20 protein-coding genes are annotated in these 20954 nt (G+C 69.0%); 5 read left to right on the top strand and 15 right to left on the bottom strand.

Annotated features, from left to right (window positions below; translation table 11 throughout):
* Positions 1–99: 99 nt before the first annotated feature.
* Entirely contained in the window at positions 100–4155 is a 4056-nt protein-coding gene (locus tag ABN401_RS02140; RefSeq protein WP_349683163.1) for a PAS domain S-box protein, read from the top strand.
* Positions 4156–4286: 131 nt separating this feature from the next.
* On the opposite strand, the gene ABN401_RS02135 is transcribed toward ABN401_RS02140, so the two are convergent.
* The gene (locus tag ABN401_RS02135; protein ID WP_349683162.1) at positions 4287–4865 is read right to left on the bottom strand and encodes a nucleotidyltransferase family protein; all 579 of its coding nucleotides are present in this window, start codon (positions 4863–4865) and stop codon (positions 4287–4289) included.
* Positions 4862–5677 carry a bifunctional hydroxymethylpyrimidine kinase/phosphomethylpyrimidine kinase gene (thiD, locus tag ABN401_RS02130; RefSeq protein ID WP_349683161.1) on the bottom strand — a complete coding sequence of 272 codons (816 nt, stop codon included), beginning with the start codon at positions 5675–5677 and terminating at the stop codon, positions 4862–4864. The genes ABN401_RS02135 and thiD overlap by 4 nt, the downstream gene beginning before the upstream one ends.
* A 93-nt stretch (positions 5678–5770) precedes the next feature.
* Here thiD and ABN401_RS02125 point away from each other — a divergent pair, with 93 nt between their 5' ends.
* Both ABN401_RS02125 and ABN401_RS02120 read left to right on the top strand, forming a co-directional pair.
* Entirely contained in the window at positions 5771–6745 is a 975-nt protein-coding gene (locus tag ABN401_RS02125) for a YeeE/YedE thiosulfate transporter family protein (protein WP_349683160.1), read from the top strand.
* A gap of 92 nt (positions 6746–6837) precedes the next feature.
* The gene (locus ABN401_RS02120) at positions 6838–7404 is read left to right on the top strand and encodes a hypothetical protein (protein WP_349683159.1); all 567 of its coding nucleotides are present in this window, start codon (positions 6838–6840) and stop codon (positions 7402–7404) included.
* Positions 7405–7419: 15 nt separating this feature from the next.
* Here ABN401_RS02120 and folP read toward each other — a convergent pair whose 3' ends face one another.
* The 10 genes from folP to tolB all read right to left on the bottom strand — a co-directional run bounded on the left by folP (position 7420) and on the right by tolB (position 17982).
* Complete coding sequence (folP, locus tag ABN401_RS02115) at positions 7420–8223, bottom strand: dihydropteroate synthase (protein ID WP_349683158.1); 804 nt, start codon at positions 8221–8223, stop codon at positions 7420–7422.
* Positions 8223–8525: a winged helix-turn-helix domain-containing protein gene (locus ABN401_RS02110; RefSeq protein ID WP_349683157.1), complete on the bottom strand. Its 303-nt coding sequence runs from the start codon at positions 8523–8525 to the stop codon at positions 8223–8225. The genes folP and ABN401_RS02110 overlap by 1 nt, the downstream gene beginning before the upstream one ends.
* A 2-nt stretch (positions 8526–8527) precedes the next feature.
* On the bottom strand, positions 8528–9163 hold the full coding sequence (locus ABN401_RS02105) for a hypothetical protein (protein ID WP_349683156.1): 636 nt from the start codon (positions 9161–9163) through the stop codon (positions 8528–8530).
* A gap of 59 nt (positions 9164–9222) precedes the next feature.
* A complete protein-coding gene (locus tag ABN401_RS02100) occupies positions 9223–10428 on the bottom strand; it encodes an acyltransferase family protein (RefSeq protein WP_349683155.1) in 1206 nt (401 codons plus the stop codon).
* A gap of 113 nt (positions 10429–10541) precedes the next feature.
* Positions 10542–12488: an ATP-dependent zinc metalloprotease FtsH gene (gene ftsH, locus ABN401_RS02095; RefSeq protein ID WP_349683254.1), complete on the bottom strand. Its 1947-nt coding sequence runs from the start codon at positions 12486–12488 to the stop codon at positions 10542–10544.
* 57 nt (positions 12489–12545) lie between these two features.
* Positions 12546–13790 (bottom strand): tRNA lysidine(34) synthetase TilS, encoded by a 1245-nt coding sequence (gene tilS / locus ABN401_RS02090; RefSeq protein ID WP_490424181.1) that lies wholly within the window; start codon positions 13788–13790, stop codon positions 12546–12548.
* Positions 13791–13837: 47 nt separating this feature from the next.
* Positions 13838–14689 (bottom strand): tetratricopeptide repeat protein, encoded by an 852-nt coding sequence (locus ABN401_RS02085; RefSeq protein ID WP_349683154.1) that lies wholly within the window; start codon positions 14687–14689, stop codon positions 13838–13840.
* A 40-nt stretch (positions 14690–14729) separates the two neighbouring features.
* The gene (locus ABN401_RS02080) at positions 14730–15854 is read right to left on the bottom strand and encodes a DUF3667 domain-containing protein (protein ID WP_349683153.1); all 1125 of its coding nucleotides are present in this window, start codon (positions 15852–15854) and stop codon (positions 14730–14732) included.
* 76 nt (positions 15855–15930) lie between these two features.
* On the bottom strand, positions 15931–16482 hold the full coding sequence (gene pal, locus ABN401_RS02075; protein ID WP_349683252.1) for a peptidoglycan-associated lipoprotein Pal: 552 nt from the start codon (positions 16480–16482) through the stop codon (positions 15931–15933).
* An 87-nt stretch (positions 16483–16569) separates the two neighbouring features.
* Complete coding sequence (gene tolB / locus ABN401_RS02070) at positions 16570–17982, bottom strand: Tol-Pal system beta propeller repeat protein TolB (RefSeq protein ID WP_349683152.1); 1413 nt, start codon at positions 17980–17982, stop codon at positions 16570–16572.
* A 174-nt stretch (positions 17983–18156) separates the two neighbouring features.
* Between tolB and ABN401_RS02065 the strand changes: the two genes are divergently transcribed.
* Positions 18157–18381: a CopG family transcriptional regulator gene (locus ABN401_RS02065; RefSeq protein ID WP_349683151.1), complete on the top strand. Its 225-nt coding sequence runs from the start codon at positions 18157–18159 to the stop codon at positions 18379–18381.
* Positions 18378–18818: a TA system VapC family ribonuclease toxin gene (locus ABN401_RS02060; protein WP_349683150.1), complete on the top strand. Its 441-nt coding sequence runs from the start codon at positions 18378–18380 to the stop codon at positions 18816–18818. Before ABN401_RS02065 ends, ABN401_RS02060 begins: the two co-directional genes overlap by 4 nt.
* Here the strand turns inward: ABN401_RS02060 and ABN401_RS02055 are convergent.
* From ABN401_RS02055 to tolQ, 3 genes are read right to left on the bottom strand one after another with little or no spacing between them, the layout of a single operon-like run.
* On the bottom strand, positions 18815–19642 hold the full coding sequence (locus ABN401_RS02055; RefSeq protein WP_349683149.1) for a hypothetical protein: 828 nt from the start codon (positions 19640–19642) through the stop codon (positions 18815–18817). The genes ABN401_RS02060 and ABN401_RS02055 overlap by 4 nt on opposite strands.
* A gap of 3 nt (positions 19643–19645) precedes the next feature.
* On the bottom strand, positions 19646–20104 hold the full coding sequence (locus ABN401_RS02050) for an ExbD/TolR family protein (protein ID WP_349683148.1): 459 nt from the start codon (positions 20102–20104) through the stop codon (positions 19646–19648).
* 3 nt (positions 20105–20107) lie between these two features.
* Entirely contained in the window at positions 20108–20860 is a 753-nt protein-coding gene (gene tolQ, locus ABN401_RS02045; RefSeq protein ID WP_349683147.1) for a protein TolQ, read from the bottom strand.
* Positions 20861–20954: the final 94 nt, after the last annotated feature.

Raw genomic sequence — 20954 nt, 5'->3', positions numbered from 1 at the left:
AAGTCTGGTGGAACGCGGTCGAAGCCAAAGCGTTGCGGTTTCGCGCGCGCGAGAGTTCGGGGGAGTCGTTTGCAGGACAGGGACGGTCGGAGCGGGGCGATGACGCCAGACGCCGTGCTTGCGCGACTGGCCAGAAGCCGCCCGCGATCCTGGTGGGTGAATGTGCTGATCGGGCTGGGTTTCGCGGCCGGCGGGCTGTTTGTCCGCTGGTCGGGCCAGGCCTTCTATGGCGAGGTCACAGGCTTCATCATCCTGTTGCCTGCGGTGATCCTGGCGGCCCTGACCGGGGGGCGGACGGCCGGGGTCGTGGCGACGATCGCATGCCTGCTGGGCGGTTGGGTCGTCGCCGGTTCGACGGCGGTCGGCTTCGGCGTGGCGAACGCGATGGGCCGGGTGGCCACCGTCAACTTCATTCTGGTGGGGTTGTTCTCGACCCTGGTCGCGGCCTCGCTGCGTAAGACCGTCCGTCAGCTGGACCAGACCATCGCCGCGCTGGGCGGCTCGGACGAGGCCCTGCTGAAAAGCGAGAGCCGGTTTCGCACCGCCGTGGCCGCCACGCGCGGCATTCTGTGGACCAACACGGCAGAGGGCCGGATGGAGGGTGACCAGCCCGGCTGGGCCTCTCTGACCGGCCAGACGCCACAGCAGTATCAAGGCTATGGCTGGTCCGCCGCCGTCCATCCCGAGGACGCACAGCCCACCCTTGACGCCTGGAAGATCGCCGTCACCCAGCGCAAGCCTTTCGATTTTCGGCACCGGGTCCGGACGGCGGACGGGTCGTGCCGCACCTTCGATATCCGGGCCGTGCCCACCCTGGACCGGGACGGGCGCATCCTGGAATGGGTCGGAGTCCATACCGACGTGACCGAGGCCCGCGACGCCGAGTTGGCGCTGCGCGAGAGCGAAGCCCGGTTCCGCCTGATGGCCGACACGGCCCCGTCGCCCGTCTGGCTGACCGACGCGGCCGGGGACGTCGAGTTCGTCAACAAGGCGCTGGAGACCTTCTACGGCAAGCCGGGAGAAACTTTCCTGGGGCAGGCGTGGAAGGCGTCGGTCCATCCGGATGACATCGCCGGCGTGGCCGCGACCCAGGCCGGGGCGCGAGAGACCCTCTCGCCCTATGGGTTCGAGTGCCGGTTCCAGCGACATGACGGCGTCTGGCGCTGGATGCGGGTGTCGGTCAATCCGCGCTTCGACGGCGAGGGCGTGTTCCAGGGCTACGTCGGAATGTCCTTCGACGTGACCGAGACACGGGTGGCGCTCGAGGCCCTCGCGGCGCAGGAGCGGCGACAGCGGTTCCTGCTTGAACTGGCTGACGGTGTCCGCGAGCTCGAAGACCCAGCCGCCATCATGGATCATGTGCAGAGCGTGCTCGGCCGACTGCTGGGCGCGTCGCGCGTGGGTTACGGCGAGTTCTCGCTGGACCGACAGACGGTCGAACTCATGCCCGACTGGACCGAAGGCGTCCCCAGCCTGGCAGGGATCAGACCCGTACCCGATCTGGGCGAACAGATCATGGCCGAGCTGTTCCTCGGTCTGACGGTGGCGGTCGATGATGTGACCAGCGACGCGCGCACCGTCGATGCCGTGGCCTCGCTCGCCCGACGAGAGATCGGGGGCTTCGTCACCGCGCCGTTGTTCCGCGCCGGCGAAATGCGCGCCTTCCTGTTCGTGCATTCGGCCCCGGCGCGTGCCTGGACGGCCGAGGACGTCGCCCTTATCCAGGACGTCGCCGACCGCACCTGGTCCGAGGTGGAGCGGGCCCGGGCCGAGGCGGAACTGCGCGAGAGCGAGGCCCGCTTCCGCGACATCGCCGACACCGCTCCGGTCCTGATCTGGGTCACGGCCCAGGACCGCACCCGCGCCTTCGTCAACCAGACCTATGTCGACTACAACGGCGGAACCTATGAGGAGGCCCGGCTGGCGGACTGGCGGGCCGTCATCCATCCTGACGACCAGGACCGGATCCTGGCCGAATCCGTGGCCGGAGAGGCGACCGGCAAGCCCTTCTCGCTCGAAGCGCGCTACCTTCGACAGGACGGGGTGTATCGCTGGCTGAAGTCGTTCTCGCGGCCGCGTCTCGGGGCCGGTGGCCAGGTCCTCGGCTTCGTCGGCGTGGCGTTCGACGTCACCGACATTCGCGAGAGCAACCTGCGGCTCTCGACCGCCATGGCCGAGCGCGACGCCATCCTGAGCCAACTGGCCGAAGGCGTGATCGTGACCGATCCCGACGGCGCGATCATCTTCGTCAATGAAGCCGCGCGGCGCCATCACGGGGTCGCCCGGCTGGACGTCTCCCCGGAAGACTACGCCGACGCCTATCAGTTGTTCACCGAGGACGGGCGTCCCTATCCGCCCGACCAGCTGCCGCTGACCCGAGCGGTCCGGAACGGCACGACGACCACCGACGCGCGCTGGCGCATCCGTCGACCCGATGGATCGGAGGTCATCGCCGTCGGAAACGCCCGGCCGGTCGTCACCGAGACCGGTGCCTCGATCGGCGCCGTCCTGACGTTGCGGGACGATACCGCCCGTGTCGAGGCCGAGCAGAGGCTGGCGGAGTCTGAGGGCCGTTTCCGGACCGTCGCCGACAGCGCCCCCGTGCCGATCTGGATGAGCGACGCGGACGGGAACGTGGTGTTCGCCAACCTCGCCTACCGGTCCTTCTTCAAGGTCCTCGACAAGCCCCTCAAGGGCGGCTGGACCGGCATGATGACGCCCGAGGACCGCGTCGCCTTCGAGGCCGACTACCGCCGCGCCTTCGACCGGCGCGAGCCGTATGACGGGGCGGTGCGTGTGATCCATTCCGATCTCGGCGTCCGCTGGCTGCGGAGCCAGGGCGTCCCCCGCTTCGACGCCGCCGGTCAGTTCCAGGGCTATGTCGGGGTCAATCTGGACGTGACCGAGGCCCAGCAGGCCGAACAGGATCTGAAACGCATCAACGAGCTGCTTGAAGACCGCGTCGGCGAGGCCCTGGCGGAGAAGGCGAAGGCCGAGGCCGACCTGATGCACGCTCAGCGCATGGAGGCCGTCGGCCGCCTGACGGGCGGGGTGGCGCACGATTTCAACAATCTGCTGACCGTGGTGATCGGGGCGCTGGACCTGATCCTGCGCTCGCCGGACGACGGGGCCCGCCGCCAGAAGATGGGCGAGGCGGCGCTCGCGGCGGCACGGCGCGGCGAGCGGCTGACGCACCAGCTGCTGGCCTTCTCGCGCCGCCAGACCCTGCGTCCCGAGGCGGTCGACCTGAACGCCCTGATCCGCCAGAGCGACCCCCTGTTGCGCCGCGCCGTGGGAGAGGCCCTGGACTACCGGCTCAAGCTGCGCCGCGGCGGAGCCCGGGTGATCGTCGATCCGGCGCAGTTCGAAGCGGCGTTGCTCAATCTGATCGTCAACGCCCGCGACGCGATCGCGGAGAAGGGTGCCGGCGACGGCGGCGCGATCGCGGTCCAGACGCGCCATTGCCGGATCGAGGCCGGCGAGGTGGCCGACGTGGAGCCCGGCGACTATGTCTGCGTCAGCGTGGCCGACACGGGCGCAGGCATGGACGAAGAGACCATGCGTCGGGTGTTCGAGCCCTTCTTCACCACAAAAGCCGTCGGCAAGGGCACGGGGCTGGGCCTCAGCCAGGTCTATGGCTTCGCGCGCCAGAGCGGTGGCGGCGTGCGGCTGGACTCCACCTCGGGCCAGGGCACGACCATCGACATCTACCTGCCGCCCGCTGCGGCGGTGGCGGATGCCGAAACGGAGCCAACGGCCGCAGAGGCGGGACCCACGACCGGCAGCCTGCTGCTCGTCGAGGACGATCCGGGCGTGGCGGCGGTGGCTTTCGACCTGCTGACCGAGCACGGCCTGAGCGTCACCCTGGCCGAGAACGGACCCGAAGCCCTGGCGCGGCTCGAGACCGCGACATTCGACATCATGCTGACCGACGTGGTCATGCCTGGCGGCGTGTCGGGAATCGAGCTGGCCCGCCGCGCTGCTGATCTTTATCCGGCCATGCGGATACTGCTCGCCTCGGGCTACGCCGGAGACGATGTCGATGACGATCTGGTCGGGGCCGCCTGGCCACTGTTGCGCAAGCCTTACTCAGGCGAAGAGTTGTTCCAGGCCCTCGGCCGGGCGAAGGCGGCGCAACAGGAGACGGCAGCCTAGAGCGTGATCGGTTGAGGTGGAGTCGCTTCGCGACTCCGCTGATGCCGTGAATCAGGGTCCAGGATCCAGCGAGAGCGTGATTCACGCTTTCGGCGGACCCACGCTGTGGGTCCTCCTTGACCGATCATGCTCTAGGCTGGGTCGATGACCTGCACCTCGGGCCAGCGGGCCAGGGCGCCGGCGACGGCGCGCTCCCAGCCCCGCGCCCGGGGACGATTCGGATTGGGGCGGATCACGCGATCGAAGACCTCGATCAGACCGAACGGCGCGGCGACCGACAGGCTGGCATCGGGCTCCAGACGGATGCCGACGGCGAAGGCCGGGGCGACGAAGCGGCCCAGGGCCTCGTCGGTGCAGGACAGGGGCGCATAATCCTCGCCGAACCGGTCCTTGAACCACAGGTGGACGCGGGCCTGGTTGCGGACCTCGACCTGGCTCCTGAAAGGCTCCTCGAAGGCGGCGGCGACCCGTCGGATCACGACATCCTCGGCGTCCCACGAGGTGTCGGGATCGAAATAGCCGAGGTCGTAGTCCTTGCGTCCATAGCCCACCGGGCGACCACCCAGAGCGTTCCAGACGGTCTGGTAGACGGCCCCGGAGAAGGCGCGCCAGTCGGGCAGATCCAGCGACCGGGCCACGGTCAGGACGTGCATCAGGTCCGGGTCGGCCCGCACCATCCGGTCCAGCCGCGCCTCGAGCGTCGCGCTCACCGCCGGTCCCTCAGGGGCCAGCCGTGGTCGAGGGGGCCGTGCCCGCCCCCCAGACCCGGAGCCCGGCGGATCGCCTCCGACACATAGGCCCAGCCGTGGGTCACCGCCGTCTCCAGGGACCAGCCCTGCGCCAGGCCGGCGGCGATGGCGCTGGCCAGGGTGCAGCCCGTGCCGTGGGTCGAGGTCGTCTCGATGCGCGGGCCCTCCAGCAGGGTCTCGCCGGCGGGCGTCATCAGCAGATCGAGCACCGTCGGCCCCGGGACATGGCCGCCCTTCATCAGGACGGCGCTCGCCCCGAGCGCCAGGAGGGCGTCTCCCGCCCGACGCTGGCCATCGAGATCGGCGACCGGAACGCCCGTCAAGGTCTCGGCCTCGGGGGCATTGGGCGTCAGCAGGGCCGCGCGCGGGATCATCAGCGACCGCACCGCCCCCACCGCGTCATCGTCCAGCAAGGGCGCCCCGCCCTTGGCCACCATGACCGGATCGACGACGACGGGCGCGCCGGCGGTATCCAGAATGGCCGCCACCCGCTCGACCACGGCGACGGAGCCGAGCATGCCGGTCTTGATCGCGTCGGCGCCGATGTCGTCCAGCACCGCCCGGGCCTGGGCCTCGATCAGATCCAGCGGCAGGGGATGGACACCGTGGACGCCCAGGGTGTTCTGGACCGTGATGGCGGTGATGGCGGTCGCGGCGTACCCGCCCATGGCGGTCACGGCCTTGATGTCGGCCTGGATCCCCGCGCCGCCGCCGGAATCCGATCCGGCGATGATCAGGACGCGGCCACGCGGTGACGACGGAGCGGAGAACATGCGGCTCCATGCGGCGCCGGCACCGGACCCGCAAGTCCGCGTAGCCTTTCATCGTCAACCGACGAACAGGTCGGATGGGGGAGCGTCGACCGAATGATACAAGCCATAGGCCTGGCCAGCCTGGCCGCCGCCAGCGCCTTCGTCATGGGCTATGCGCTCAACCAGGGCAGCACCTGCGCGGTCCTCGCGGCCCGTCAGGTTCTGGAGGAGCGCCGGCCGACGATGCTGCTGGGGTTCGCGGTGGCCGCCGCCGCGGCCGGGCTGGTATGGCTGCCGCTGGCGTGGGCGGGTCATGTGGCACTGACGCCGGATCGCGCCCTGGGGTGGGGCCTGATCGCGGGAGCCGTCCTCATCGGGGCCGGGGCCGTGCTGAACCGGGCCTGCCTTCTGGGCAGCATCTCCAGGATCGGCGACGGACGGCTGAGCTATCTCGGCCTGCCGATCGGTCTGGCGGTGGGATTTCTCCTCGCCGACGCGGTGTCGATCCGGCCTTCCGACGTTCGGCCCAATCTCCTCGGTCACCCCTCCGAGATCTCGGCCCTGGTGGTGGCCGGCTTCACCGTGATGCTCTGGACCGGCTGGGCCGCCATGCGAGCGTTGGGCGACGGGGCTGTGCAGGGCCGCTGGTCCGGCCGGATCGCGATGGTCGTCCTGGGGATCGCCGGAGCCCTGCTGTTCGCCGCCGCCCCGGGCTGGACGCTCGCCGACGCCATCCGGATCGCGATCCCGCAAGGTTCCATGACGCTCATGGCGGCCGGCGCTCTCGGCCTGGCGATGTTCGCCATCCTTTGCCTGGGGGCCATGCTCTCTGGCCTCCTTCGACGATCGTTCGTTCTTCGCTCGCCTCGGCCTGTCCCCTTCCTGCGCTCCGTCGCCGGAGGCGCGGTCATGGCCCTGGGCGCGAGCCTGATCCCGGGCGGAAACGACAGCCTGCTGCTCGCGGCCGTTCCGGGGGCGACCCTGGCGGGGCTCGTTGCCCATCTGATCATGTCGGCGACGGTGTTCGCCCTGTTGGCCGCTACGCGAGGCGTTTCAGGGGCGAGCGATTTCGACCAGGCCGCCCCGTGACGCAGACGGGGTCGCCGACCCGTTGCGACCACCGTCCAGCCAAGCTTGTATGCGGACGTCGCCGGGGTCGGCGGCGCCGAGGGCTGATCGCGATGTCACAACCCACAGAGCCCCGCCGGAAGATCACCCTGCTGTGGGTGGTCGAGAGCCTCAGCACCGCTTCGGGCATCGCCTTTCTGGCCAGCGCGATCGCGCACGCCACGGCCTTCCACATGACGTGGGGGCTGAACTACTTCGCCGTCGCCTCCCCCACGGATGTGGTGATGGGCGCGTTCAACCCCTTGCTGCTCGTCCTGGGCCCCGCCGTCGCCATCATGCTGGCGGGGGCCGCCGTGACGGTGGCGATGAACGTCGCGCGAGAGGGGCCAAAGGCGGCGTTGGAAGGCGTCGTCGAACGGACGGTCGGCCTGTTCACGCCGCTGCGTCTGCTGGTGCTCAGCCTCGCGTCGCTGATGGTGGTGGTCGCCTTCTCGGACGTCTTCGTGCCTCGACCCGGTCGTCCGCCGAGTTGGCTCTATACGGGTCTGAGCGCCGACGCGCCGAGTTGCGCCGGCGCAAGTGTTCAGTGGCTCGGCAGTCAGTCGGCGATCCTCGACTGCGGGGGCGAGGTCCGCGTCGAGCGCCGCGATGCCTTGAAGCTCAGGGTCGCCCGCGCCTGAGGGGATGCCCGTCGCTCAGGCCGTCTCCACCGCCGCCTGCACCTTCAGCGCCTGGACCGTCTCGCGCACATCGTGGACGCGGATGACGGCGGCCCCGCGACGGGCCCCCTCAAGGGCCAGGGCGATGGAACCACCCAGGCGGTCGGTGGCCTCGGCGGCGGACGGGTCGATGTTGCGGATCATGCGCTTGCGGCTGGCCCCCAGCAGCACCGGAAAGCCCGTCGCCACCAGCCGGTCCAGTGCGGCGATCAGGGCCAGGTTGTGCTCCACCGTCTTGCCGAAGCCGATGCCGGGATCCAGCGTGATCCGGTCGCGCGCCACCCCGGCCGTCATCGCCGCCCCGGCCCGGGCGACCAGGTGATCCACGACCTCGGCGACCACGTCGTCATAGCGCGGCTCGACCTGCATCGACTGGGGGTCACCGAGCATATGCATGAGCACCACCTCGCAGCCGAGATCAGCGGCGACATCCACGCTTTCAGGGGCGAAGGTCAGAGCGGTCACATCGTTCCAGATCGAGGCCCCGACGGCCATGGCGGCGCGCGCGACCTCGGGCTTCATCGTGTCGACGCTGATCGGGCCGTGCCAGCGGGCGTGGACGGCCTCGATCACCGGGACCACCCGGACGATCTCGTCCTGGGCCGAGACGGGCTCCGCGCCCGGGCGGGTGCTCTCGCCGCCGATGTCGAGGATATCCGCCCCGTCGCCGATCAGCTTCATGGCCTGCGCCAGCCCCGCCTCAACGGTCGCGTGCCGGCCGCCGTCCGAGAAGCTGTCGGGCGTGACGTTGACGATGCCCATAACGCGGGGACGCGCCATCAGGACCCGCCGCCGATCAGGCGACCCAACGCCTCCAGATAGGCGGCGAAGGCGGTGCGGCCCTCCGGTGTGATGGCGATGCGGGTCAGGGGCTTGTTGTCCTTGAAGCTCTTGTCGATCGAGACATAGCCCGCCTCGTCCAGCTTTTTGAGATGGACCGACAGATTTCCCTGCGTCGCCTCCAGCACGGTCTTCAGCTCGGTGAAGTCGGCGGCCTCGACGTCGGCCAGATAGACCATGATCCCCAGCCGCAGGCGACCGTGGATGACCTCGTCGATCCTGCCGAGATCGGCCAGGCCCATCGTCAGATGGTGCCCCGCGCATCGCGGAACATCACCCATCCTGGCAGGGCGAACAGGGCGAACAGGGCGACGGTGCAGACGCCCAGATACCACAGCGGTTCGCGCACCAGCAGGCCCAGCGCCACTGCCGTGGCCCAACCGCCCAGAGCCGTCGCCAGCATCCAGACCTTGCGCTTCAGGGTCCAGGCCATGAACCAGGCCGCCGCCTGAAGGGCGAAGACGATCGCGGCGTAGTACAGCCAGACCGCGAAGTCCTGATCGCGGGCAGCGCCGACGCCGAAGATGATGACGACAGCCAGATTCGCCATGCCGGTGGCGCTGAAGGCCGCGTTGAGGGTCCGGGTCGCCATCGGACCGCGATTGGCCCCTCCGTCCTTGCGGTCTTTCAGGATCGCCCAGGCCAGGACGCTCAGGAAGGCGACGCTGATCCCGACGACGAACGCCAGGTTCGCCAGATCCGGCCAGTCGATCAAGCCAGTCGCCTGGCCGACGTGAAACAGACACTGAAGCCCGTACAGCAACCCCCCCGCCAGATAACAGATCGCCAGGGTCATCGGCGGCCGGCCACCGCCCTCGACGATGGCGCGCATGAAGGCGAGGTCGTCCTCGGGCGAATGCAGACGGGGTTTGGCGCGCATGTTCGATCTCCTGACGCCGGCTCGTCCTTCGGGTGGACGAGCCGGCGGGACTTGGCAAGCTATTCGGCGGGAAGCGGCGCGGCGTCCGGATGCGGCTTGCGCCAGGGGACGCGACGTCCGTTCAGCCAGGAGCCGATGAAGGTGTGACGGACCAGCAGTTCGTAGCTGAGCAGACTGACCGCCATGACGCCCGCGACCACAGCCGCCAGCTTGGCGAACCACGGCCAGGGCTGGGCCAGAAGCAGGACCTGGGCGGCCATCACCAGTGGCAGGTGGACGATGTAGACCCAGTACGAGGCGTCCGCGAGATAGCGGCGAACGGGGCTGTGACGCGAGGCGAACCGCAGAGCCAGGCCGACGAGGGCGAACGTGGCTGACCACAGGGCGATGGCATAGGTCCAGGCCGAAGTGGCCTTCATCGCCGGGTCGATGACGGGCTCCAGCCGGGGGCCGAGCCCTCCGGCGAGATAGAGAGCGGCGGCCCCGGTCGCGACCGCCACGACGGCGAACACCGGCCAAGCACCCTTGATGCGATCCAGCAGGTCGCGGCGGCGATTCAACAGGGCACCGACCGCATAGGCCAGGCCGAAGGTCGTCAAGGCCACAGCGTTGGGGACCAGCCCCGTGTCCGGCGTCGGCACGCCGAAGAACACGATCCAGTCCGGATGGCTCCAGAAGGCGAACGCCAAGGGCGCGGCCAACAACGCGGGGCTCCAGGGACCGACCACGGCGCCGGCGATCCGGTCCGCCAGCCGGCCGGTGCGGCCGGATCGATCGAACGCGGTCAGGGCATGCAGCGCCAGCCGCGTGACATAGAAGATCAGCAGGACCCAGAGGAACCACAGATGGGTCAGGGGAAAGGTCTCGAGCGTCAGGGGCGGCGGCGGTGGACCGTCGGTCGGCAGGGTGCCGCCGTTGTCGATGGCGACCTTCCACAACAACACGGCGATGATGGCCGGGAAGACGACCCACCACATCCCGAACAGGCCCCCGCCGACGCGGTTCAGCCGATCCCGGGCGAAGCGCGGCCAGCCCATCCGCCCCAGCATCAACTCCCCGAACAGGCCCGCGATGAGGAAAAAGGTCGTCATCCGGAACAGGTGGATGACGAAGAAGACCAGACTCGCGCCCTGGGACGTCTGGGCATCCGTCGCGATCCAGATCGGAGCGGGGATGTAGGCCATCGAAGCGTGCAGCACGACGCCGAGAAGCAGGGCCCCTCCCCTCAAGGCGTCCAGGCCGTGCAGGCGGTCGGTAACGGTCACGAGACATCTCCTCTATCGAGGGCCTGCCGATACCATAGACATGTTTGTTATGCAAACATGTCTGGAGAATGAAAGCCCGCGCGGCGAACCGGGCGGGCTTTCCGGCCTTGCGGCTAGTGGACGGTGCGGTGCTCTTCCGACGCCACCACCGTGACGCCTTCCGACACCGGCGTGACCGGCACGGACACCGACGGGCCCGAGTTCGGGAAGTTGTTCTCGTCGCGGTTCGGGGCCGCGCCCTTCTCCAGCAGGTCCTTGATCTCCTCGCCCGACAGGGTCTCGTACTCCAGCAGGGCCTGCGCCAGCTTCTCCAGGTCCTCGGCCTTGTCGGTCAGGATCTTGCGGGCCTCGTCCCAGCCGGAGGTGACCAGCTTCTTGACCTCGGAATCGATGATCCGCGCGGTCTCCTCCGAGATGTTCTGGCTGCGGGCGACGGAGTGGCCGAGGAAAACCTCCTGCTCATTCTCGCCATAGGCGACCGTGCCCAGCACGTCTGAGAAGCCCCACTGGGTGACCATCCGCTTGGCCAGCTTGGTCGCCTGCTGGATGTCCGAGGACGCGCCAGAAGTGATATTTTGCTTGCCGAAGATCAGCTCCTCGGCGACCCGGCCGCCCGCCATGATGGCGATGCGGTCGATCATCTGCTGGTACTTCATGGAATAGCGGTCGCCTTCAGGCAGCTGCATCACCATGCCGAGCGCCTGTCCACGCGGGACGATGGTCGCCTTGTGGACGGGGTCCGCCATCTTGACGTTCATGGCGACGATGGCGTGGCCGCCCTCGTGATAGGCGGTCAGGCGGCGCTCCTCCTCGTTCATGGCCATGGACTTGCGCTCGGCGCCCATCATGACCTTGTCCTTGGCGTCCTCGAAGTCGCGGTGCGTGACCATGCGACGGTCCTTGCGGGCCGCCATCAGGGCCGCCTCATTGACCAGATTGGCCAGATCGGCACCCGAGAAGCCGGGCGTTCCGCGCGCGACGGTCTTGACGTTGACGTCGGCGGCCAGCGGCACGTCCTTCATGTGAACGCGCAGGATGCGCTCGCGGCCCGAGACGTCCGGATTGGGCACCACGACCTGGCGGTCGAAACGGCCGGGACGCAACAGGGCCGGGTCCAGAACGTCGGGACGGTTGGTGGCCGCGATCAGGATGATCCCTTCGTTGGCCTCGAACCCGTCCATCTCGACCAGCAGCTGGTTCAGCGTCTGCTCGCGCTCGTCGTTACCGCCGCCGAGGCCCGCGCCCCGGTGACGACCCACGGCGTCGATCTCGTCGATGAAGATGATGCAGGGCGCGTTCTTCTTGGCCTGTTCGAACATGTCGCGCACCCGGCTGGCGCCGACGCCGACGAACATCTCGACGAAATCGGAGCCGGAGATGGAGAAGAAGGGCACGCCCGCCTCGCCGGCCACGGCGCGGGCCAGCAGGGTCTTGCCGGTGCCCGGAGGGCCCACCAGAAGCGCGCCCTTCGGGATCTTGCCGCCCAGGCGCTGGAACTTGCCGGGATCCTTCAGGAAATCGACGACCTCCTGCAGCTCCTCCTTGGCCTCGTCCACGCCGGCGACGTCCTCGAAGGTCTTGCGCCCCTTGTGCTCGGTCAGCAGCTTGGCCTTGGACTTGCCGAAGCCCATGGCTCCGCGCGCCCCGCCCTGCATCTGGCGCATGAAGAAGATCCACACCCCGACCAGGAGCAGGATGGGCAGCAGGCCGATCAGCAGCCCCTGCCACCAGGCCTGGCGCGTCGTCTTGACGTCGACCTGGGCCCCCGAGGCGCGGATGGACTCGATCAGGCCCTCATTCGGGTAGGGGGTGGTGGAGGTGAACCGGGTATCGTTCTGATAGACGCCGGTGATCTGGTCGCCGCGCACGGAGACCGACTTGATCTGCCGGGCCTCGGTCGCCGTGACCAGCTGGGAATAGGAGATTTCCTGCGGCCGACTCTGGGCCTGGGCGCCTGCGGGCTGTCCGGGCAGGGTCCCGCCGTTCTGGCTGACGGCGGCGTAAACCGCCAGAAGGCCCAGGATGATCACGCCCCAGATGGCCAGATTGCGAAGGTTCATCGGTTCGAAGTCCTCGTCGCCGACCGCCCGGCCGGCATGGGTTTCACTCAATCGACATCAAAATAGGTCAGACGGCGGCGTTTCGCCATGGACGGTTCGCGTCAGGTCCTTTTCCTGCGTCGTTTCGCCCAGAGCCAGCATCAGGCGGCGGGGCCCGAGATTCAGGACCCTGGCCGCACGCCATGCAAGAACCGGGCGATCGGACCCGTCCCGGATCAGGACCGGCAGGGCCCCGCGCGCGGCGGCGGGCGATCGGGCGACGAGGGCGCGGTCGGCGTCCGACAGTCCCGCCAGCAGGCCCAAAGCGGGCACGACGCTCCAGCCATCTTCGGAAGCGGTGATCTCGTAACGGCCGTCCCAAACGGCGGGTCGATCCGGGTTCAGGCGCAGCTGGACGGACGCTCTGCGGCGGAACTCGCCTGCCTCGCGCATGACGACAACCCGGCCCGGCGTCGCCTCGATCCGAGCGCCCGCGAGCGTCGCCGTGAAGGGGAGTTCGGCCGCCAGCCTGGCCTCCAAGGCCGTCAGTCGGTCGGGGCGCGGCGGGCGGTCGTGACCGGCCGCACAGAGGACGGTCTGTCCCAGGCGGATCACGCCATCGAACCCCTCTCCCAGAAGAAGCGGGTTTGGGCTTCCCGACGCTGTCACGCGGTCGTTTTTACCCGAAGGCACAGGGGGCTCAGCCCTGGCCGGATCACGGTCCGCCTTCACAGCGGGGGCGTTCAGCGATCTGCGGGCCGCACCCCGCCCGAACCCCTCATTTCCTGGGTCCTCGATCCAGTCCCGGCCCCTTGCCCGCAGCAGGTCCCGCAACGCCTGACGCCGCTCCTCCAGCATCGGCCGCAGCAGCATCAGCCCGCGCCCCTCCGGCCAGGCCGGGCTGGGCGACCACTCCCGCAGTCCCCCCAGCGTCGAGCCCCGCGCCCGCATCCAGTCGCCCTCGGCCACATCGTCGGCCGTGTGCCCGAACAGGACCACCAGCGCGCCGGCCTCTCGCGCGGCATCGGCGATCAGGGCATGGCGGGCGCGACGGGCGGCGGCGGGCAGGCCGCTCTCGGGCGTGACGCCGTCCCAGCGGCGCTCGACCCAGTCGGCGCCGACCGAGCGCGCGGACGATTGGCAGCGACGCGACCAGTCGGGGCTATCGGGGTTCAGACCGTGATCGACGGTGATGGCCAACAGACGGCGGCCCGCCTGCCGGGCCCAGACGGCGGCGATCTCCAGCAGAGCCAGCGAGTCGCCCCCGCCGGACAGGGCCAGGGCCAGCGGTCGCGAGGTGTCCCGCTCCAGCCGGGCGTCCAGCCGCGCGAGTACCCGGCGCTCCAGTTCGGCGGACGGGTCGTCCCGGCTCAGCGACAGTTCGCCTGGGCTCGCGTCTGGCTCGCGATGGCGCGCAGCCCCGGAGTGGACGTCTCGGCATAGCGCCGGTCGTATTCCCCCAGAGCCGCGCAGGCCTGGGCGTCGCGGTTGGTGGCCTCCAGACCGCGCGCGAGCTTCAGCGTCACCTCACCGGCCCAGCCTTCCGTCGGCCAGCCCTGCAGCGCCTGGGCGTATTGCTGGACCGCCCCGGCCTGATCGCCGCCGGCGCGGATGATGTCGCCGATCCGCCAGGTCGCCTCGCGGCCCGACGGCGTGTCGGCCCAGGTGGAAGCGACGAGCTCCAGCGCCGCGCGACCGCGAGCCGGATCGGTCGTCAGAAGGGCGCGGGCGGCGGCGAGGTCCGACACGGCGTCGCCGGTCGGCGAGCGGGCGGCGGCTTCCTCGGCCTCGCGCGCGGCGGTCTCGGCGGCCTCACGAGCCTGCTCGATGGTGCCCAGCCTTCCCTCGGCGTCGGCGAGACGGGCACGCAGGGCGGCGTTGTCGCGATCGCTCTCGTCCAGCTGGAAGGTCAAGCGTTCCAGATCGGCGTTCACCCGCTGAACCGTCCGCTCCATGTCCTGAAGCCTGCGATCCATGATCGAGACCCGGCCCTGGAGCGCGACCAGCTCAGGATCGGATTCGACCAGAACTGGCTCGCCCTGCGCGTTTCGCTGCGTGATGGCGCGTTCCAGTCGTCGGACATTGCGGTCCAGATTGTCGAGACGGCGCACGTCCCACTGGATCCCCGGCAGGGGTTGGGTCTGGGCCACCACCGCGCCGCCGATGACGCCGACGGCGACGGCGGCGAGGGCGAGTGTCCGCAAGGTCAGATGTCTGTTCATGCCGGCACAGGTTCCACCGATTTGGGGCCGCCGCAAGGCGTCAGAAGCCCAGGCCGAACAGGATCACGCCCACCAGGAACAGGGTGAACACGAACAGGCTGAAATTCAGCAGCAGGAAGGTCCGCCACAGGGCCGAGAACCAGCCCAGCGAATAGGTCCCCTTAAGCTGGGCGAACATGTGGACGGGGACCGCGAGGGTCAGCAGCCCGGCTATCGAACCCACCGTCGCCTCCCACCAGCCGCCGTCATTGCCCGCGATCCAGTCGAACAGCGACAGACCCATGGTGAAGATCGCCATAAAGGTGAGCGAGTAGAGCACGAAGACACCGTGGTCATACCAGCTGAACCCTGGTTTCCACGCGAACATCAGCCAGACGAAGGGAATCGACAGGGGCACCAGCAGGAAGGCGAATTTATAGAGCGTCTGCTGCGCCTTGTAGAAGGCGAAGTCGGGGTTCGACAGCTTCTCAACGACCTTGTCCCTGAACTTCTGATCGCCGATGCCGACGGTGACGTTGCCGCTCTTGGCCGCGTCGGCGACGCTGGCCTGCCAACTGCCGGGGGTCAGGCCATCGGTGCGCGGACCCGCCGACTGCGCCGCTTCGAGATCCGCCAATCGGGATTGCGCGCCGATCAAGCCGCCACGAAGTCCCGCCGCGGTCGCCTCCGCCCCTGGTTCGCCTTCAGCGGCTCTCGCCTCTGCCTCGGCGACAGACTCCTCCAGATCCGAGATGGCCGCCCGTGTCGCCGCGATCTGGTCGTCCAGAGACTCCACCTGGATCGCGTCCCTGCCGCTGAAACTGAGCAGGAAGAACATCAGGAAGACGGTGAACAGGAACAGCGCCAGCGGCGAGACGTAGCGCGTCCGCCTGCCCTGGATCCATTCACGCGTCAGCCGACCGGGGTTCAGCAGCAGCAACGGCAGGGTCCGCCAGATGCGGGCGTCGAAATGCATGACGCCGTGCAGAAGCTCCTCGCCGAGGTGCAGCAGGCTGCGATGCACATGGGTGGGCTGGCCGCAGTTCGAGCAGAACTTGCCGGAGACAGGCTCACCGCAATCGGTGCAGACATCGAGATGGTCGCCGGCATGGCCCGTCGGCTTCTCGACCGCGGATGCGATCAGGCCTCCGGTCGCGGCACCGCCCGCTGCGTCGATGTCCACCATGCTCGCCCCCGGCTTCGCTCAGCAGCCAGTGTGACGCGCTGCACAAGACCGGGCAAGCCGGGGCGAGGAGCCGGGCTTAGTTGGCGCCGGACACGATCGCGGTGTGGCCGTTGCGGTTCCGGGCCCAGGCTTCCTCGCTCGCGCCCTGGGCGATTGGGCGTTCCTTGCCGAAGCTGATGGTGTCGATCCGGCCGGCCGAGACGCCGCGCTCGATCAGATAGTTGCGGATCGATTCGGCACGGCGGGCGCCGAGCGCCAGATTGTATTCCCGCGTGCCGCGTTCGTCGGCATTGCCTTCGATCCGGACGGTGACCTGCGGATAGCGCTGCAGCCACTGGGCCTGGGCGTCGAGACGCGGATAGGCCTCCGGGCTGACGGAGTAGCTGTCGAGGTCGAAGTAGATGCGGTCGCCGACGTTGACGACGAAGTCCTGCTGGCTGCCGGGGGCCCCGGCGCCGATGCCGCCGCCCTCGATGCCGCCGGTGCCCGGGCCCGGATAGGCGGGGACGTTCGTTCCGGTTCCGGTCTCGCCCGTCGCGCCCTCGACGGGGCGACGGGGCGCGCAGGCGGCCATGGCCACGACAGAGAGGCCGATCAGCACGACCTTGGCGGTGCGGGATGCGGTCATCATCAGAGCGTCTCCTGTGTGTGTCTGGCGGCGTCGAAGGCCAACATAGGGCCCGCGCGCCGGAATGGCATGTTTGAAAAGGTCGGATCAGGCATCGCAGGCGTCGGGATCGCCGGCCCCGAGATTGGCGGAGGTTTCGTCCAGCAGCGGCGACCAGGCAGGGTCCGAGCCCCGACCCTGATAGCCGGACTGGGCGATGACGCGGCCGGACAGGTCGACCATCCACAGATTGGTGTCCCCGCCCCGCGTCTGCCTCGAGAACATCAGGTAGCGGCCATTGGGGGCCCAGGACGGACCCTCCTCGAAATAGGACCGGCTCAGCATCCGCTCACCCGAGCCGTCCGGCGCCATGACCCCGATGCCGAACTGGCCACCGCCCGACTTGGTGAAGGCGATCAGGTCGCCGCGCGGGCTCCAGGCCGGGGCGGTATAGCTGCCGCCGCCCCGCGAGATCGGCCGCTGGCCCGAGCCGTCGGCGTTCATGACATACAGGCGTGGCGTGCCCGATCGGTCGGAGTTGAACACCAGTCGCGATCCGTCGGGGCTGAACGAGGGCGAGGTGTCGATGCCCGGATCGCTGGTCAGGCGCGACAGCCGCCGCGTCTGAAGGTCCATCACATAGACGTCGGTGTTCCCGCCCCGGATGATCGAGAAAGCCACCTTGGACCCGTCCGGCGAATAGCGCGGCGCCAGGGGCTGGCCGTCGAACTCGCCCAGGTTCTCGCGACGGCCCGTGGTCAGATTGTACAGATAGATGCGGCTGTAGTCCTCGCCCAGCGCCATATAGACGATCTCGTCGGGGTTGGACGAGAAGCGCGGCGTCAGGATGATCTCACTGCCGTCGGTCAGGAAGACAGGATTGTATCCGTCCTGATCCACGATCGCGAGGCGCGACAGGCGGTTCAGCTCGGTGCCGCTTTCGGCGACGTAGATGATGCGGCTGTCGAAGAAGCCGCTCTCGCCCGTCATGCGCTGATAGACGACGTCCGCGATCTTGTGGGCGATCCGCCGCCATTGCTCGGGCGTGGCGATGAAGTTGTAGCTGACCAGCTGGCACTGGCGATACGGATCATAGAGCCGAAAGCCCACGTCGTTGCGCCCGTCCGGACGCGGCGTGACCGAGCCATACAGCACCGCCTGCGCCCCGATCTGGGTCCACTGAGGGAAGTTCGGCGCATTGGCCAGGGTCAGGCCCGTTTCGATGAAGCTGGCCGGATTGATGGGCTCGAAGAAGCCCGAACGGCGCAGGTCGCCCGACAGCACCTCGGCGATCGACGCGCCGTTCTGACCGCTGAAGGGGGCGACGGCGATCTGGAAGGGACGCAGCACGCCCTGATCGATCTCGACCTCGATCGGGCCCCCGTTCTGGGCCGGCTGCTGGCGCGCCTGCTGCTGCGACGGGCCGCCGTTCAGGCTCTGCGTCGCGCTCTGGGCCTGCACCAGGGTCGTCGCGGCGAGACCGAGCACGCACACCGTGGAGAGAAACAGATTCAGACGCATCGATGGCTCCAGGTCGTCGAAGGCGAGAGGTCCCGGCCCTTATCCATGGGCCGTGTGACAAACGCCAGCTTGGCGCGGATTGGGGCGAGATTCGGGACGGCAAGGATTGCCGGGCATGCGACGTCAGGGATCGACATCATTGATGCGTGATGCGTGATGCGTTAGCCTGGGGCCATGAGAACAACGCTCACCATCGATGACGATGTCTTGGAGCGGGCTCGCGCGATCGCCGATTACGAAAACCGCTCTATCGGTGAAGTGGTGTCCGAGCGGCTTCGCAAATCGTTCGCGGCTCCCGGTCCCGCCCTCGACACATGGAACGGCTTCCCACAGTTGCCGAAGCGCGGTGCCGTCGTGACGATGAAGATGGTCAATGCCGCGCGGGATGAGGAGGATTGATCCATCTCCTCGACGCAAACCTCCTGATCGCGCTGATCGACCCGGATCACGTCCACAGCGCCTACGCCAAGGCGTGGTTTGAAAGAACGGTTGATGAAGGCTGGGCTACATGCCCGATGACCGAGAACGCCTTTGTCAGGATCGCTGGCAAGCCGTCCTACAAGATGCCCGGCACCTTTTCGGACATGGCGGAACTTCTGGTCCGGGTACGCGCCCGGCCGGGCCATGTGTTCTGGCCAGACAGCATCAGCCTCGTGTCCAATCCGTTGATCGACACGCGCCGCATCGCGGGCCACGGCCAGATCGCCGACGTCTATCTGTTGGCCTTGGCTGTCCAGAACGGCGGCAGGCTCGCCACCTTCGACCGGCGCATTGCCGCCTCCGCCGTCAAGGGCGGAAACGAAGCCCTTGTCGTCATCGAGAGCTCTGACGCTTAGCGGTTCTGGCAGACCGTCTGGGTAATGTACGACGGTCGGAAACGACCTCCGGGGAAGTTCGATGGCACATCGAAGACGCCGCGCTCTCGGAAAGCGCGCAGCACACCGTCAGCCGCCACACGGTAGATCGGATCGGATTGAGGAGAGACCAGGGTCGGACCGGCGACGACACGACCATCGACAGAAAGCGTGACATCGAGAACGACCCTCAAATCCCTACGCTCGCAGACGGACGCAGGCCACGCAGGGTCAACTTGACGAAAGATGGCAGCGATCTGCGGGCCCGTCGCTTGCGAAGCCCGCCCCTGCCCCTGCTGACCCGTGGGCGCGCGGGGCCCGGGCGTCGGCGCGGGACGGCGCGGCCCGGCGAGGGCGTCGAGGTCCAGCGGCGCGGTCGGCTGGGTCGGAGCGGGACGCGGCGGGGTGGGCCTGGGCGGCGTCGGACGCGGCGGTGTCGGCCGGGGAGGCGTCGGGGTCGGGGGTGCGGGACGCGGCGGTGTAGGTCGTGGCGGGGTCGGGCGCGGCGTGGGCGCGGGCCGGGGCGCGGGCGGTGCCGGAACCGGGGGCGTCGGTCCCGGCGGCGCGGGCTCTGGAATGGCCTCCTCGGGCGGGGCCGTGGCGGCGTCCTCGGTCACGAGTTCCTCCGCCGGATTGTCGGCGGCTGCGGCCTCGATCACTTGGGACGAGACGATCGACACGGGCACCGAGTTGATGATCGGCGTGATCTCCTCGCGCTCGGCCCTGGGCAGCAAGAACAAGCCCGCGACGCCCACATGCAGCAGGATGGCACCCAGGATGGCCGGAGAGGGAGCCCGCGCCGCCATGGCTCAGCCCTCCGCCTCCGGGGCGGTATCGGTGATCAGGTTCAGCTTGGTGAAGCCCCCGGCCGAGAGCCGCGCCATCACCCGCGCCACGGCCTGATAGGGGGCCCGGCCGTCGGCGCGAACGAAGACGGACAAATCTTCGCGCTCGGTCTCGCCCGCCGCGTCGGCGACCCGTTCGAGCAGGGCGTCATAGGCGGTCTCGTCGCGCTGGACGAAGATGGCCCCTTCCTGGTCGACGGACACGGTCACCGGCGGCTGGTCGGTCTCGACCGCGCTGGCCTCGGTCTTGGGCAGTTCGACCGGAACACCCACGGTGAGCAGCGGCGCCGAGATCATGAAGATGATCAGCAGAACCAGCATCACGTCCACCAGGGGCGTGACGTTGATCTCCGACAGCGGCCGCTTGCGCGCCCGGCGTCGGCCGCGCACATGGCCGCCTCCCGCGCCTCCACCCATGGCCATGGCTCAGACGCTCCGCCGGATGCCGAGGTCGGACGGCGGCGGCGGCGGAACGGGAGCGCCACCGCCTCCCAGTCGGCGCGCCACGGCGGCCTGCAGATCGTCGGCGAAGCTCTCCAGCCGACCGGTGAACTTGCCCGCGTCGATCGAGAACTTGTTGTAGGCGATATAGGCCGGGATGGCGGCGGCCAGGCCGATGGCCGTGGCGAACAGGGCCTCGGCGATGGCCGGGGCCACAGTGGTCAGGTTGGTGTTGCCGGCCGCCGCGATGGCGCCGAACGCGTTCATGATGCCCCACACCGTGCCGAACAGGCCGATGAAGGGCGAGGCGGTGGCGACCACCGACAGGACGCCCAGCCCCTCCTCGATCCGCTGGCCCTCGCGCGCGATCAGACTGTCCAGCGCCCGGTCGATGCGGGTGATCAAGAGGTTGCCCTGGGTATCGGTCAATGGCCCCTTGGACCGGGTCTCGCGCCAGTCCGCCAGGGCGATGACCAGCATCCGCGGCAGGGCGTGGCTCGGCTCCGGCCCGGCCTGGGCGGCGACGTCTTCGAGCGACCGGCCCGACGAGATGGCCCCCTCGAAAGCGTCGGCCTGGCGGTTCAGGGCGGCGAAGCGGAACGCCTTGTCGATGATGATGGTCCAGGACCAGACCGAGGCGACGGCCAGTCCGACCATCACCGACTTGACCACCCAGTCGGCGGCCATGAACAGGTGGACCGGGTTCAACAGGCTGGCGTCGGCGACTTCGGCGGTCATTCACGGGTCCTTTGAGCGCAGGCACGGCCTATCGAGCGACCGCCCATGGCCCTTCTAAGGCAGATCGGGCCGCCAAGTCCCTAACGCGGACTGC

It is taken from the genome of Brevundimonas aurifodinae (genome assembly GCF_040195595.1).
Lineage (GTDB): Bacteria > Pseudomonadota > Alphaproteobacteria > Caulobacterales > Caulobacteraceae > Brevundimonas > Brevundimonas aurifodinae.
Note: the sequence above shows the minus strand (reverse complement) of the source record. Positions and strands in the feature narration are given on the sequence as shown.